The following is a 15,015-nucleotide window of genomic DNA, read 5'->3' on the forward strand; positions in this document are numbered from 1 at the left end:
TTCAACGCCGCCGCGCCAGGGCGCCGTGCCAGGGCTCGGGAATGTGGCCGGCGGGCTCCTGCTCCCGCTGCACCACATAGTGCCCGAACATCGCCGCCCAGGCGTCGCGCTGGTTCTCAGGCAAGGCGTTGAGGACCTGGATGGCCTGCAGCAGGGCATGGGCGGGCGCGGGCAAGTCCCTGGCACCCACCACCGGCCACCAGTAGTTGATCAGCAGGTTCACCTTCTCCAGCGCCTCGACCTGATGGAACCACAGCGGGGGGATGTAGAGGGCGTCCCCCGGCTCCATCTCCGCAACCAGCGCTGATGCCAGGGCCTCCCGGTAGCGCGGATAGCGCTCGAAATCCGGCGCCCCGGGGTGCACGACGGAGATGGGCGCGCCCGAAGGCGTGTGCTCCAGCGGGCCGATGTAGAGGTTGCCGACCTGCTCGGGCGCAAACAGCGTGAAGCGCCGCCGGCCCGCCACCACGCAGGCCAGGTTGTAGGGGTGGTCGTGGTGCACCGGCACGGTCAGCGCATTGCCGAGCCAGAAATTGGGAATGACGCCGGGCAGAGCGGCGAGCACGTTCTCATCGAGGAAGCCCGGGATGACCTCGCTGACCTTGGCGCACTGCGCGGCGATGGACGGCGCGCCCTCGGCCGGCAGATAGGCTGTCAGATGGGCCATGAACTCGGACAGGCCCATGCGCGCCTTGACGAAGGCGAAATCGGTCAGGGCCTCGTTGTAGCCCATCACGCCGCGGGCCGCCGCGCGCGTCTTGGTGGCCATGACCTCGACGCCGCGGTCCAAGCGCCGCAGGTAGTCGCAGATGGCCAGCGGGCTCTCGCGCCCGGCCCTGACGGCGACCCATGACCCCACCAGCCCCTTCAGCAGCACGGGCTCGGCGCGCTTCTCCAGGCGGTCCTTGAGTTGCGGCTCGTCGGCGGCCGACCAGCTTTCAACCGGCTTCATGTCAGTGGGAATCGCCTTCCATTCAGAGGTGGCCATTGTCCCGGCTGCCGGCCCGGGCCAGGCCTCCGGCAAACCCTGCACAGCGACAAGTCCACTTGCTGACCAGTTAAAAAAGACGAACAAAGCCAGCCTGAACACGCAAGCGGCTCGTCGTCGCCGAGCAACAGCATTTCAGGCACCAGTCAGATACCAGCTCAATGCAGATCCATGCACCGCCACAGGGCACACAGCCCCGTCTTCATAGGGCATGACCTAAGTCACTCGGGAAACTACTCGGATCAAACTGGTAGCAAAGTGGCGTTACCAATCGATATAGTGGCCTTGGATTGGTTGCACGCACTCCGAACCAGACAAGGCGACAACCGGACTCAAGGTGGTATGCAATGGCCCCAGGCGACCACCTCGCACACCCGAATCAACGGCCATAACGAGGATCAGTTCATGAAGGTCAAACCGACCCCCATCGCGGCCGCCGCCGCCCTGACATTGCTCAGCATGTCGCTCGCCGCCCAGGCACAAGAAGCGGCAGCTCCGGCGCCGGCACAGCTCGAGCAGGTGGTCGTCACCGGCATCCGCGCTTCGCTGCAGACCGCTGCGACCATCAAGAAGAACGCCAGCGCCGTCGTCGACGCCGTTTCGGCCGAAGACGTGGGCAAGCTGCCCGACGCCGACGTCGGCCAGGCCCTGGGCCGCATCCCCGGCATCTCCGTCGGCCGCGCCTTCGGCCAGGGTGCCACGGTGTCCATCCGCGGCTCCGACCCGCAGATGACCTACACGACGCTGAACGGCCAGACCGTCGCGTCCACGGGCTGGTACGACCAGCTCGACATCGACCGCTCCTTCAACTATTCCCTGCTGCCGGCCGAGCTGATCGGTGGCATGGAGGTCTACAAGTCCTCCCAGGCCGACCTGACCGAAGGCGGCATCGGCGGCACCGTCATCGTCAAGACCCGCAAGCCCCTGGACATGGCCGCCAACAGCGGCTTCGTCAGCGTCAAGTACGGCAAGGGCACGATCAGCGACCCGGAGAAGGAAGTCTCGGGCCTGTACAGCTGGAAGAACGCCGGCAAGAGCTTCGGCGTGCTGGCCGCCGCCGCCCACTCCGAAGGCGCCTACATCCGCCGCGGCGTCGAGGCCGACAACCGCTGGTCGGCCGACGTGGCGCCCACCGCCTTCATCCAGGACCGCAAGCGCGACGCCATCAATGTCACGCTGCAGGCCAAGCCGGTCGAAGGCCTGGACCTCGGCCTGAACCTGCTCAAGCTCAAGCTCGTTGGCGACAACAGCAACGCCAGCGACTACATCTTCCAGGACCCGAACTGCACCCAGCGCAACACCGAGGTGAAGTCGGCCTGGAACCCGACCGGCATGTGCGTGAAGAGCGTCACCACCGCCACCAACCCGCTGCCGACGCAGTTCTTCCAGGTCTGGGCCCGCCAGGCGCAGATGACCTCGGACAGCGTCACCTTCGACGGCCACTACAAGCTCGACGGCGCCAAGTTCGACTTCGTCGCCGGCTCGACCAAGGCCGAGGGCGGCACCTCGCTGACGGCCAACTTCCAGTCCGGCAACTGGGACGCCGGCTTTGCCCGCCCGAACTGGCAGGGCACCATCGACGCCACCGGCAAGCAGATCGTCATCAGCCCGACCAGCAGCCAGTCCTTCACGGCGGCCCAGCTGCCCTCGGCCCTGGCACCGCAGACCTGGGCCACCTCGCGCGGCCCCAACAAGGACCAGGAGAAGTACGTCCAGGCCGACGGCACCTTTGACCTCGCCTGGGGCGCCATCAACACCTTCAAGGCCGGCGTTCGCTTCGCCGACCACACGTTCGAGCGCCGCGCCTTCCGCCCGGTCTGGGCCGGCACCATCGCCACCAGCGCCACGTCGGGCCTGTTCGACGGCACGGTGCAGGTGGCCAGCTGGGACGTCCCGCGCGCCAACGTGCCCGCCATGCTGGCCGGCACGACGAAGAACATCACCGGCTGGAACGAAGACCGCGCCGCCTACGGTGAGATCAACGAGAAGAACAAGTCGGCCTACGGCATGTTCGAGTTCGAAGCCGAGAACCTGCGCGGCAACGTCGGCCTGCGCTACATCTCGACCGACGTGAAGAACATCGGCTACAAGTTCGACGGCACGCCGCTGGCCGCGGGCGACTACTCGGGCAACGTCAACTGGGGACGCAGCACGGTCGAGAACAAGTCCAGCTACAACGACGTGCTGCCCAGCGTGAACCTGGCCTTCGACCTGCGCAAGGACCTGGTGCTGCGCGCCGCCGCCTCGCAAGCCATCACGCGCCCGAACTTCGCCAACATGTTCGGCGTGGCCGTCTCGGGCTACAACGACGACCGCGTCGGCAACGAGACCTGGACCATCGGCAGCGTCGCCTTGAAGCCCATGAAATCCAGCCAGGTCGACGTCAGCCTGGAGTACTACTACGGCAAGGGCAACGTCATCTCGGCCACCTTCTTCAACAAGGACATCTCGAACTTCATCACGACCAATGTCGCGCTGAACCAGAAGGTCGGCCTGGTCGACCCGCTGAGCAAGGTGGACAACTGGACGGTGCAGAGCTTCGTCAACGCCGGCGGTGGCCGCCTGCGCGGCGTCGAGCTGCAGGCCAACCACGCCTTCAACAACGGTCTGGGCTTCGTCGCCAACTACACCTACACCGAAGGCACGGCCCCCAAGGAAAGCTTCGCCGACCAGCTGGGCATCTTCACGCAGTCGTCCAAGCACAACGTGAATCTGGTGGGCTACTACGAGACCTCGGACTACTTCGGCCGCCTGGCCTACAACTGGCGCTCCAAGTACATCATTCGCGAGAACGCCTTCTGGTACGGCAACCGCATGCACGACAACACCGGCACGCTGGACGCGAGCTTCGGCTGGAACATCAACAAGTGGCTCAAGCTCAGCCTCGACGCGGTGAACCTGACCAAGCAGGACGACGTGCAATACGGCGCCATGTCGCCCAGCCTGCCGGCCGACGGCCTGCACAAGGATCCTCTGAAGGCCGGCTACCCCGCCTGGTCCTTCAAGGGTGAGACGACCTACAAGATCGGTCTGACGGCCAAGTTCTGACCGATCAACGCTTGTCTCCTTTCCAGCCCGGCAGCCGCCGGGCTTTTTTTGGAAGACATCTGCGGCGCGTTTCACATGGCGACCTAGACTCGCCCCACTGACGCCCCCACCCCTGGAAATGCCGCTTTCGCTTCGCACGCTCACCGAGGCCACGTCCCTTCATGCGCTGATGGATTGGCCATTCGATTTCCGACTCCTCGACGACGAGGAGAAGCCTGCAAGTGGCGACTGGTACACCATCGAGGCCGACGAACCGTTCGACCCCGTCGCCCAGGACGGCACAACCGGCAGCTTCTTGCTTGGCCGGTCGAGCGGCCGCGTCCTGTACGTATCGTCCGAGGGACAAGCAGGCGTCGTTGCCGCATCGCTTGAGGAATTCCTCCAGTTGCTGCTGCTGCCCGTTTCCTGGCGAGACCTCCTCAAGTTTTCTGGCGGTGGGCGGCTGCTTGAAATGCAACGCTGCCTAGATGAGCTCGCACGACCTGCTGAGGAGGACGATCTCGAGCACGCTCAGGATCTCGCCTCGGCCCAGCACAGACTTCGGCAGACCCTGAATCTGGCAGACGCCCCAGAAGCCCTGCAGCGGCTCCACCAGGCAGTCAGCGTCCTCTCTCGGCGCGTGCGGGTTGCGTCACTCGACGGCACTCCATTTGCGGAGCTGTTCAATTCCTTCACGATCGACAGCATGCGACGGCACCCAACGCGCTGAGAGCGGCAAAAACGCTTGATGCGCTACGCCGAGGCCCCGCGACGGTTTAGAAGTCGTAGAAGGAATTCAGCGTCAGCCGCCCGCTGCGCGGATTGGCATTGATGCCGAGCTGCGGATTGACGACGGCCGAGTGCAGCAGGCTGCCGCGGTAGACGACGAGGCGGTTGAAGCGCGCCGGCATCATGCCGAGGAACTCGAAGTGCTCGTCGGCGTCGTCGAAGTAGCGCTGGGCCGGCGGACGGGCATTGAGCTCGTCGTAATAGACGTCGAGAAAGTGCTCGCGGTTGTCGGCCGTGACCTGCTGCAGGCCGGTCGCCTTGTGGCGGTAGAAGCCCGTGCCGCCATGCGCCTCGTCGCAGAGATAGAGCAGCACCGCGATGTGGTGGGGCGTGCTGGCGTCGAAATGCGGCGTGCGCTGCAGGGGGCCGAGCTCGCTGGGCGGCATGGTGGTCAGCGAGAAGGCGCATTCGGCCTTGCGTAGCGCGAGCGCCTCGGGCACGCCGAAGTTGAGGCGGATCAGCGGCTCCATCAGCGCCGTCAGGCGGGACGAATAGTCGGCCGGCGCGACGGCGCGCACGCCGGGATAGCCCTTGCGATCGGCCACGCCGGGATAGGGCGTGAAAGCGCTGCGGCTGGCGATCTCGACCAGGGCCTGCGGGTCTTCAAGGAAGTTGTCGATGAAGACGATGCTGTGCTCGCCGACCTGCACGGACTGGATGTCCGGCGGCATGCGGATGGCGAAAGCTTCGCTCATTGGTGCACCCTTCGGCCTGCGGCCTGTCCCGCCGAGCGGGAGCGAGCTCGCTTGGGGCGGCCCGGCGCGTCGCTCATGCGCGTTGATAGGCCGCACGCAGGCCCATCAGCCAGTCGCGGTGGCTGGGCAGGCTGCGGATGGCCTGCTCCGCCGCGCGGGTCACATGCTCGAACTGCTCCAGGCTCTCGCGGCGCTCGAAGTCCGAGATCGGCAGCGGCCGCGTCGCGAAGCGCATGCCGTAGAGCACATAGAGGTGGTTGTCGACGTCGAAGAGGTCGAAGCGGCTGGTGAAGTCGTTCTTCTGCGGATGGCGCACGGCCCAGCGGCCCAGGCGTTCGCGCAGCAGGTCGGACAGATGGTCGCCGCGGCGGTTCTCCAGCCAGAAGGACGAGTCGCTGCGGTCCGACAGGTGGTAGTGCAGCTGCACGAAATCGATGACGCGCTCCCAGGTGTAGGTCACGGCCTCGTTGTAGCCGCGGCGCAGCGCGTGGGCGTCGTCGCGCATGCGGGGGAAATTGCGCGACAGCAGGTTGGCGGAGAAATCCGTCACCAGGATGGAAGTGGCCTCCAGCGGCTCGACGAAGCCCTGGGCCAGCCCCAGGGACACGCAGTTCTGGAACCAGAACTGCTGGCGGTAGCCGATCTTCATCGCGATCTTGCGCGGCGACAGCGAATCCGGCTTCACACCCAGATAGCTCGCATAGCACTCGATGGCGCGCGACTCGCTCATGTGGGCGCTCGAATAGACGAAACCCGTGCCGCGCCGGTGCGTGACCGGGATGTCCCAGATCCAGCCGGCCTCATGGGCCTGGGCCAGCGTATAGGGCGGGATCTCGTCGGCCGGGTCGGTCGGCACCTGCTGCACCAGGGCCGTGTCACTGAGGATCTGGTGCGACTTGTCGACGAAGGGCACCTTGAGCACCCGCTGGGCCAGCAGGGAAGCGAAGCCGCTGCAGTCGACATAGAAGTCGAAGGGCAGACTCTCGCCCGTGGCCATGCGCAGCGCCGTGAGGGCACCGTCCTCGCCGCGCTCGGCGTCGACGACGGTCGCGATCAGGTGGCGCACGCGGAAGCGCTGCTTGGCGTTGTCCGCCAGCAGGGCCGCGAACTTGTGGGCGTTGACGTGATAGGCGTACTCGATGTCGCCGGCATAGGGAGGCGACGAGATCGCCTTCGGGCTGCGCCCGGCCTCGGCCACGCGCGTGCTGATGGACACGTCGGAGTAGGACCGCAGCGGCTGCTCCAGCCAGGTCGGCGTGATGTCCAGCCCTTCCGGGAAGGGCGAGGCAAAGGGGTGGTAGTAGAAATGGTCCTTGCCGTGCCGGGCCGCATCCAGCCAGCCCTGGAACTTGATGCCGTTCTTGAAGGTGGTGTCACAGGCCACCAGCAGATCGGCCTCGGAGATGCCGAACTTGCGCAGCGAGGTCTTGATGGCCGGCACCGTGCCCTCGCCCACACCGATGATGGGCACGTCGGCCGACTCGATGACGGTGATCTCGACCTCGTTGTCGGCGCTCAGCTCATAGCCGAGATGGTTGGCGGCCAGCCAGCCGGCCGTGCCGCCGCCGATGATGGCGATGCGTCGGGTCTTCATACCTTCCAGTACCAGCCGCGGCGGTCCAGGGCCCAGACGATGAGGGCCCAGACGCCGACAAAGGCCAAGGCAAAGGCCAGCGATTGCCCCTGCGGGCCCAGCCACGGCCCGAGCGGCCCGAACACCGTGCGGTACAGCGGCTCCATGCCGCCCGTGGCGACCAGCAGCACCGTGCACATCCAGGCCCCGGCATAGGCGCCGATGGCGTTCAGGCCAAAGGCGCGGCCCCAGGGCCTGTGCCCCATGTGGTCCATCCACTGATGCGCCGCGGCCAGGGCCACGGCGGCCAGGCCGCCGGTCCACAGCACGAAGGACGGCGTCCACAGCTGCTTGTTCCAGGGCAGCCAGGCCGACCACCACCAGCCGACCAGGGCCGCCGCGATGCCGGTCAACAGCAGGCCACGCGTCTGCTCGCGCCGCAGCAGGCCGCCGCAGAGCAGGCCGAAGACGGTCGTCGCCAGCGCACCCAGCGTGGACAGCACGCCCTCGGGGTCGAAGGCGATGCCCGTCGCCGCATGCCATTCATAGGCGAAGCGGCCCAGCACGGCAGTGTCGACGTGCTGGTTCAGGCTGCCTGCCTTCTCGAGCGTCGGGCTGCCGAACAGCAGCAGCGCGCCATAGCCGATCAGCAGGGCCAACAGCAGCATCCACTGCCCGCGCGCGCGCAGCTGCAGGGCCGCCACGCCGGCGACCGCAAAGCACAGGCCGATGCGTTGCAGCACGCCCGGCGCGCGGAATTCGGGCTTGTGCATCAGCCACCAGGCCAGCAGATGCAGCAGCAGGCCCAGGCCGATGATGCGCAGGCCACGCTGGATCACGGCAGCGCGCGCAGGACCGCCGGCGGCGCCTGCATCCACGCGCGGCCCCAGGGCCAGCGCGGCCGACACGCCGACGATGAAGAGGAAGAAGGGAAAGATCAGGTCGGTCGGCGTGCAGCCATGCCAGGCCGAGTGCTGCAGCGGCGCGTAGACGGCGCCCCAGTCGCCCGGGTTGTTGACCAGCAGCATGGCCGCTACGGCCAGGCCGCGCAGCGCGTCGACCGACGCGATGCGGCGGGACATCAGCCCACTCACGGCTGCATCGCGTTCAGGATTTCGCCGTTGTCCTGGCTCAGTTCCCAGGCGAAGACGCCGGCCATGCCCTGCTTCTTCGCGAACGCCACCTTGGCACGCACGGCGCGCGGGTCGTCGTAGCCGACGAAGCGGCCGCCGCCGACCATGGCCCAGGACTGGGTGCGCTTGTCGAAATGGGCCTTCATGCCCTGCAGCGAATCGATGTCCTTGAAGGCCACCGAGCCGTCCTCGTTGGGCCAGGGCTTGGCATAGCGGCCGTCGGCCTTGACGCCGTCGAAGCCGCGGCCGTACATGGCGACGCCTGCCACCATCTTGGCCGGCGGCACGCCATCGGCCTTCATGTTGGCGAAGGAAGCCTCCAGGCTGTTGTCATCGCCCGGCCTGGCGCTGCGCAGGGCCGTGTGGTTGCCGGCCTTCTTCGTCCAGGGGCCGGTGAAGTCATAGGTCATCATGAAGACGAGATCCAGCGCCTTGGCCGCCCGACCCATGGCCGTGGGCATGCGCTTGAGCTGCTCGCGCGTGGTGTTGACGGCCACAGTCAACGCGTAGCGCCTGCCGGTCTCGCGGCCCAGGTCGTCCAGGCCCGCGCGCAGGTCCTGCATCAGCAGCACGAAATACTCGCCATCGGCCTTGCTGCCGAGCTGCACACCGTTGGAGGCACCGTTGTTGCCCGGGTGCTCCCAGTCGATGTCCAGGCCGTCGAAGCCGGGATGGGCGCGCAGCCAGGCCAGGCTGTGCTTGACGAAGGCGGCACGGCCTTCGGGCCTCGCGGCCAGGTGGAAGAAGGGGTCGGAACCGCCCCAGCCACCGACCGAGGCCAGCACCTGCACCTTGGGGTCGCGCTGCTTCAGGCGCTGGAAGGCGGCCGAGAAAATGTCCTGGTCGGCATGCGGCTGGATGCCGAAATTGGGCTGGCCCTTGCAGCCCTCGGCGTCCTGGGCCCGCTGGCCCTCGCCGCAGATCAGCAGGAAGGCATAGAGGATGTGGGTGACGCGGCCGGGCTGCAGCTGCTCGACGACATCGACGCCGCGCTCGGCCAGGATATAGGTGCCCACGACGGGTTTCGTCTGCGCTTGGGCCAGGGAGGCCGCCAGCGCCAGCGCGGCGATCAGGAGCTTCTTCATAGATTGCACTCGCTCTTCAGGCCCACATCGGGCACGGTGTCCTGGCGGGCCACGCCTTGCTTGCGGAGCTGCTCGGCGCGGGCCTGCATGGCGTCGGGGCTGACGGTCTGGCCGGCCTGGTGCAGCACCCAGTCGACGTCGAACTGGTAGTCGCGCGGCGCGCCGGCCACGGCACCGGCCGAGATCCAGTGGTTGAAGCTGATCGCCATCGGCTTGGCCGGCACATTGCGGCCGGTGTGTTCGCCGATCAGCCGGCCATTGACGTAGTGGCGGGTGCGCGCGGCCTCGACCTGCACGGTCAGCAGCTGCCAGCCGTCGAAGCTGCCGGGCAGGATGGAGGCCTGGTTGAAGGACTGCCAGGGATCGATGCGCACGGTCTGCCAGCTCACGCCGTAGAGCCGCGTGCCCGTTTCGCCCCAGCCGCCATGCGGCAGGTACTCGAAATCGACCTCGCTGAAGTCGGGGTCGTAGTCGTGCCTCAGCGGGCCGGCCAGGAAGAAGCTCTGGATGATGGGATCGCGCGAGCCCGCCGTGTCGCGAAAGCGCACGCGCGCCGACGTCGTGCCGATGAGAAATTTGCGCGCCGCGCAGAGCTGGGCCAGCGTCGTGTTGGCCGGCGTGCCGTCGGTGGACAGCTTGAGCTTGAGCAGGCCGGCATCCAGCGCGAGCTGGCCCTTCGCAAAGCGCGCGCCGGGCAGGCCGGGATGGCCTGTGCCCTCGCGCAGCACCCAGCCGCTGTCGCGCAGGGCGTCGAGGTCCTTCTGCGAGAAGTCGTCGAAGAACTCACCGGATGCGAAGGCGGGAGCGCTGGCCAGCGCCAGCAGGGTCAGCGCGAACTTCATGCGGGCACCGCCTCGGCAGGCGTCGCGCCCTTGCGCGGCATGGGCACCCACAGCAGCAGCAGCAGGGCCGGCAGGCCGCAGGCGATGGTCCAGGCGAAGAAGTTCTCGTAGCCCAGCGCGATCTGGATCTTGCCGCTGATGAACTTGCTGAAGATGAAGCCCAGTTGCATGACGCCCGAGCCCAGCGCGTAGTGCGCGGTCTGGAAGCGGCCCGGCGCCACGGCCTGCATGATGTAGAGGATCATGCCGACGAAGCCGAAGCCATAACCGAACATCTCCACGCCCACCGCGGCGCCGATGTGGAGCAGGTCTGGCGGCAAGGTGGCGGCCAGGTAGTAGAAGGTGACGTTGGGCACGCTCATCGCGACCAGCAGCAGCGGCATCGCGCGCTTCAGGCTCAGCTTGCTGGTGACCCAACCGCCGAGTACCGAGCCCACCAGGAAGGCGCCGGTCCCCACCCAGCCGTAAACGTCGGCCACCTGGCCGTTCGTCAGGCCCAGGCCGCCCTTGTCGCGCGCCTCGACGAGAAACAGCGGGCCTATCGTCTGCACCTGGCCTTCGGCCAGCCGGAACATGACGATGAAGAGCACGGCCTGCCAGATGCCGGGCTTCTGGAAGAAGTCGATGACGACCTCCTTCAGCATCGCGGCCACGCCCGACGCCGTCAGCTCGCTGTGTTCGGTCGACAGCGTGCCGGGCAGGAAGCGCGCGTTGTAGGTGGCCAGCACGGCGACCAGGCCGGCCAGCATCAGAAACACCGCCGACCATGCATTGGCCGCACCCATCTGGCCTTCCAGGTGGCCGGCGATCTTCAGCACCACGCCGGTGATGAAGAAGCGCGCGCAGTTGAAGAAGGCGCCCTGCCAGCCCGCATAGGTGGCTTGCCGCTTCTGATCCAGGGACGACATATAGAGGCCGTCGCAGGCGATGTCGTGCGTGGCCGAGGCATAGGCGATCAGGAACAGCACGATGATGGCCGCGCCGAACCAGTGCGGCAGCTGCAGCGCCAGCGCCATCAAGCCCAGGCCGAAAGCGCCCACGTACTGCGCGATGACGACGATGAGCTTTTTGCTGCGCGCCAGCTCCAGGAAGGGGCTCCACAGCGGCTTGATGGCCCAGGCCAGGCCCAGCGCGGCCGTCCATTCGGCAATGCTGTCATTGGCCACGCCCAGGTTCTTGAACATCAGGCCGGCGATGAGCATGACGACAAAAAACTGCATGCCCTGCACGAAGTACAGGGTCGGGACCCATCTCATGGGCGTCTTGGCCTGTTCCATCACTGCAGTCCTTGCGGCGCGCGGCCGGTGGCTTGAACACGGCCTTCCAGCCAGGCCCTCAATCCCTCCAGCGCGCCGGGCGCGAAGCCCCAGCTCAGCACCGTCGGGCCGGCCACGTCCAGGGTCTGGTAGGGGTTCCACAGCGACAGGTGCAGGTCGGGCCGCCATTCGCTGGCGGCCAGGCCGTAGCGGGCGCGGCGCGTGGAGACGAGGATGTTGACGCGGCCGTCCTTGGGCACCGTCGTCCAGTCGAGCTGGGCGATGTCGTCGACCATCTGCACCTGGGCATCGGTGAAGGCCTCGAACAAGGCCACGGCCTGGCGGCCAGTCGGGCCGGCTTCCGACACCATGTCGGTGGGCACATCGCCCTGCACGATGACGCGGATGGGGGCGGACAGCGCCGGCGGGCGGGCCCCGCGCAGGGCGGTGAGGCCGGCGGCCCAGGCCTGGGCCATCAGCGCATGGTCGGCCGCACGGGCTGCGCCGTCATCCACGACGCGGGCCGGGTAGGCAGCGGCCAGGCCGTCCAGGCGGCGGTTGGCCGTCGCGCCCTGCTCCGGTGTCAGGCGGCCGCTGTTGAAGGCGTCGCGCAGCGCGTTGATGGCCACCAGCTGCTCGGCCAGCGAGCCCTGGGCCAGCACCATGTCGGCGCCGGCCTCGATGGCCATGACGGCCGACCGCGCATAGCCGAAGCGCTCGGCCACCGCCTTCATCATCAGCGCGTCGGTGATGACGACGCCGTCATAGCCCCAGTCCTGGCGCAGGATGCCGCCAATCAGCTGTGGCGACAGCGTCGCCGGCCGGTCGGGGTCGATCTGCGGATAGACGATGTGGGCCGTCATCATGGCCGGGGCCTGGCCGGCCAGGGCCTTGAAGGGCGCCAGCTCCAGCGCGTTCAGCTCGGCGCGCGTCTTGTCGACGGTGGGCAGGGCGTGGTGGGAGTCGACATGGGTGTCGCCATGGCCCGGGAAGTGCTTGACGCAGCAGGCCACGCCTTCGCGCAGCGAGCCGCGCATCCAGGCGGACGCGAGGCGGCTGACCTCGACCGGGTCATTGGAGAAGCTGCGCTCGCCGATGACCGGGTTGGCCGGGTTGTTGTTGACGTCCAGCACCGGCGCGAAGTTCCAGTTGATGCCCAGCGACTTCAGGCCGCGCGCGACGGCCGCGCCCACAGCCTCGGCCCGTGCCGCATCGCCGCTGGCGCCCAGGGCCATGGCCGACGGCGGCTGCGGCAGGAAGGTGGCGCGCACGACGGCGCCGCCTTCCTGGTCGATGCCGATCAGCGCCTCGGGGCCCAGCACCTCGATAAGGTCGCGCATCAGCGCCCTCACCTCGTCCTCGGTGCCGAGGTTCTTGCGGAACAGGCAGACCGAACGGATCTTCTGCTCGCGCAGGAAGGCCGCGGTCTCGGCGTCGAGGGACTGGCCGGGGATGTCGACCATCACGAGACGGCCGGGATCAAAGGTGGTCATGATCAATGCGTCTTGGTGACTTTGGCGAGGTTGGGCGGCACATCAGGGTTGAAGCCGCGCGCACGCGCCAGGGCTTCGACCATGGGATAGAAGCTCTGCACCAGGGCGATGGGGTCGAGGTCCTCGTTGCCCGTGGTGACCAGCGGCAGCTCGGCGCCGGGCGTGCCGATGGGGGCGGCCAGCAGCACGCGGCCGCCGCGCTGGCGCATCTCGTCGGCGATGGCCAGCAGGCCAGCCTGGGCCGGGCCGCGCGGCGCGAAGATGAGCAGGGGATAGCCGTCGCGCACCAGGGCCATGGGGCCGTGCTTGACCTCGGCACCCGAGAAGGCCTCGGCCTGGATGCCGCAGGTTTCCTTGAGCTTGAGGGCCGCTTCCATCGCGACGGCCAGGCCGGTGCCGCGGCCGAGCACGAAGAGGCGCTCCTCGTTCTGCAGCACCGGCAGGGCGGCGCTCCAGTCGAGCTTGGCGGCCTGCTCCAGCGCGATGGGCAGCACATTCAATGCGGCACGCAGCGCATCGTCCTGCTGCCAGGCCGCGACGACGCGGGCACCGGCGACGAGCTGGGCGATATAGCTCTTGGTGGCGGCCACGCTCTTCTCGGGACCGGCGTGCAGCTCGAACACATGCTCGGCGGCGGCGGCGAGCGGCGAGCCGCTGGCGTTGACGAAGGCCACGGTGCGGGCACCGCCTTCGCGGAAAAACTTCGTCGGCGCGATCAGGTCGGGGCTCTGGCCCGACTGCGAAAAGGCCATGGACACCAGGCCCTGGCAATGGATGCGGCTCTGGTAGAGCGTGATCAGCGACATCGGCAGCGAGGTGACCAACCGGCCCAGGCGCGCCATGACCAGATAGGCCAGGTAATGGGCGGCGTGGTCGGAGCTGCCGCGCGCAATGGTCAGCACGCTGGACGGCGGCTGCTCCTGCAGGGCCTGGCCCAGGCGGGCATAACTCAGCGGATCGGCCGCCAGCTGGCGGGCCACCACGTCAGGCGCGCTCAGCGCCTCTTCAAGCATCAGCGACGACATCGATCTCTTCACCTTCAACAAACACGCGCCGCAGATTCAGTGCGGCATCCAACACGACCACATCGGCCCAGGCCCCGGCGGCAAGCCGACCGCGGTCCGACAGGCCCAGGTATTCGGCCGCGGCGGTCGACACGCGCCGCGCGGCATCCATCACGTCCAGGCCCAGCACCTGCACGAGATTGCGCAAGGCCTGGTCCATGGTCAGCGCACTGCCGGCCAGCGTCCCGTCGGCCAGGCGCACGCCGCCCAAACACTTTTGAACCGTGTATTCACCGAGGCGGTACTCGCCGTCGGGCATGCCGGCAGCGGCCGTCGAATCGGTGACGCAGAACAGGCCGGGAATGCTGCGCAGCGCGACGCGGATGGCGCCGGGGTGCACATGCATGAGGTCGGGAATCAGCTCGGCGTGCTCGCCATGGGCGAGTGCCGCGCCGACCATGCCGGGCTCGCGGTGATGCAGGCCCGTCATGGCGTTGAAGAGATGGGTGAAGCCGGCCGCGCCGGCCTGGATGGCCGCCACGCCGTCGTCATAGCCGCCGGCGCTGTGGCCGATCTGTACGCGGATGCCGGCGTCGCGCAGCGGGCCGATGAGGGCCAGGTGGCCGGTCATCTCGGGCGCGATGGTCAGCACCTTGATGGGCGCGAATTCGTTCAGCCGCTGCACCTCTTCCAGCGTGGCGGGAATCGCATGCGCGGGCTGGGCGCCGAGCTTGTCGGGGCTGATGTAGGGGCCTTCCAGGTGCACGCCGAGCACGCGCGCCGACTGCCGGCCGCGCTCGCGGCAGACCGGCCCGAGGGCCTTCAGCGCGGCCTCGATCTCGCCAACCGGCGCCGTCATCGTCGTGGCCAGCAGGGCCGTGGTGCCGTGGCGGGCGTGGCGACGGGCGATCGTCGCGATGGCGTCGCCGCCTTCCATCGTGTCGCGGCCGCCGCCGCCGTGCACATGGGTGTCGATGAAGCCGGGCAGCAGGATGGGTCGGCCGCCCTCGCCGGCGCGCGAGACGGCGATGGGGTCGCCGCTGACGGCCTTGATCCGCCCCTGCTCAATGTCCAGGTGGCCGGTGATCACGCCCTGGGGCGTGACGATGTCGCCTTCGAGTCGCATCCCG

12 protein-coding genes are annotated in these 15,015 nt (G+C 68.0%); 2 read left to right on the forward strand and 10 right to left on the reverse strand.

What is annotated here, in order from left to right; translation table 11 throughout:
• Position 1: 1 nt before the first annotated feature.
• Complete coding sequence (locus AC07OY_RS21040; protein ID WP_495044539.1) at positions 2 to 952, reverse strand: cupin-like domain-containing protein; 951 nt, start codon at positions 950 to 952, stop codon at positions 2 to 4.
• 441 nt (positions 953 to 1,393) lie between these two features.
• On the opposite strand from AC07OY_RS21040, the gene AC07OY_RS21045 reads away from it, so the two are divergent.
• Positions 1,394 to 4,036 (forward strand): TonB-dependent receptor, encoded by a 2,643-nt coding sequence (locus AC07OY_RS21045; protein WP_495044540.1) that lies wholly within the window; start codon positions 1,394 to 1,396, stop codon positions 4,034 to 4,036.
• A 118-nt stretch (positions 4,037 to 4,154) separates the two neighbouring features.
• A complete protein-coding gene (locus AC07OY_RS21050; protein WP_495044541.1) occupies positions 4,155 to 4,745 on the forward strand; it encodes a hypothetical protein in 591 nt (196 codons plus the stop codon).
• 46 nt (positions 4,746 to 4,791) lie between these two features.
• Here AC07OY_RS21050 and AC07OY_RS21055 read toward each other — a convergent pair whose 3' ends face one another.
• From AC07OY_RS21055 to nagA, 9 genes are all read right to left on the reverse strand, one after another.
• A complete protein-coding gene (locus AC07OY_RS21055; protein WP_495044542.1) occupies positions 4,792 to 5,499 on the reverse strand; it encodes a DUF6445 family protein in 708 nt (235 codons plus the stop codon).
• A gap of 73 nt (positions 5,500 to 5,572) precedes the next feature.
• Entirely contained in the window at positions 5,573 to 7,093 is a 1,521-nt protein-coding gene (locus AC07OY_RS21060) for a tryptophan halogenase family protein (protein WP_495044543.1), read from the reverse strand.
• Positions 7,090 to 8,154, reverse strand: a complete 1,065-nt coding sequence (locus AC07OY_RS21065; RefSeq protein ID WP_495044544.1) for an acyltransferase family protein — start codon at positions 8,152 to 8,154, stop codon at positions 7,090 to 7,092. The genes AC07OY_RS21060 and AC07OY_RS21065 overlap by 4 nt, the downstream gene beginning before the upstream one ends.
• An 8-nt stretch (positions 8,155 to 8,162) precedes the next feature.
• Positions 8,163 to 9,290, reverse strand: a complete 1,128-nt coding sequence (locus AC07OY_RS21070; RefSeq protein WP_495044545.1) for a glycoside hydrolase family 18 protein — start codon at positions 9,288 to 9,290, stop codon at positions 8,163 to 8,165.
• The gene (locus AC07OY_RS21075) at positions 9,287 to 10,132 is read right to left on the reverse strand and encodes a glycoside hydrolase family 16 protein (RefSeq protein ID WP_495044546.1); all 846 of its coding nucleotides are present in this window, start codon (positions 10,130 to 10,132) and stop codon (positions 9,287 to 9,289) included. Before AC07OY_RS21075 ends, AC07OY_RS21070 begins: the two co-directional genes overlap by 4 nt.
• Positions 10,129 to 11,388 (reverse strand): MFS transporter, encoded by a 1,260-nt coding sequence (locus AC07OY_RS21080; RefSeq protein ID WP_495044547.1) that lies wholly within the window; start codon positions 11,386 to 11,388, stop codon positions 10,129 to 10,131. Before AC07OY_RS21080 ends, AC07OY_RS21075 begins: the two co-directional genes overlap by 4 nt.
• 20 nt (positions 11,389 to 11,408) lie before the next feature.
• Positions 11,409 to 12,881 (reverse strand): beta-N-acetylhexosaminidase, encoded by a 1,473-nt coding sequence (gene nagZ, locus AC07OY_RS21085; RefSeq protein WP_495044548.1) that lies wholly within the window; start codon positions 12,879 to 12,881, stop codon positions 11,409 to 11,411.
• 2 nt (positions 12,882 to 12,883) lie between these two features.
• Positions 12,884 to 13,906, reverse strand: a complete 1,023-nt coding sequence (locus AC07OY_RS21090) for an SIS domain-containing protein (protein WP_495044549.1) — start codon at positions 13,904 to 13,906, stop codon at positions 12,884 to 12,886.
• Positions 13,887 to 15,011, reverse strand: a complete 1,125-nt coding sequence (nagA, locus tag AC07OY_RS21095) for an N-acetylglucosamine-6-phosphate deacetylase (protein ID WP_495044550.1) — start codon at positions 15,009 to 15,011, stop codon at positions 13,887 to 13,889. Before nagA ends, AC07OY_RS21090 begins: the two co-directional genes overlap by 20 nt.
• Positions 15,012 to 15,015 lie beyond the last annotated feature (4 nt).

The organism is Roseateles sp. GW821-FHT09H10 (assembly GCF_059415865.1).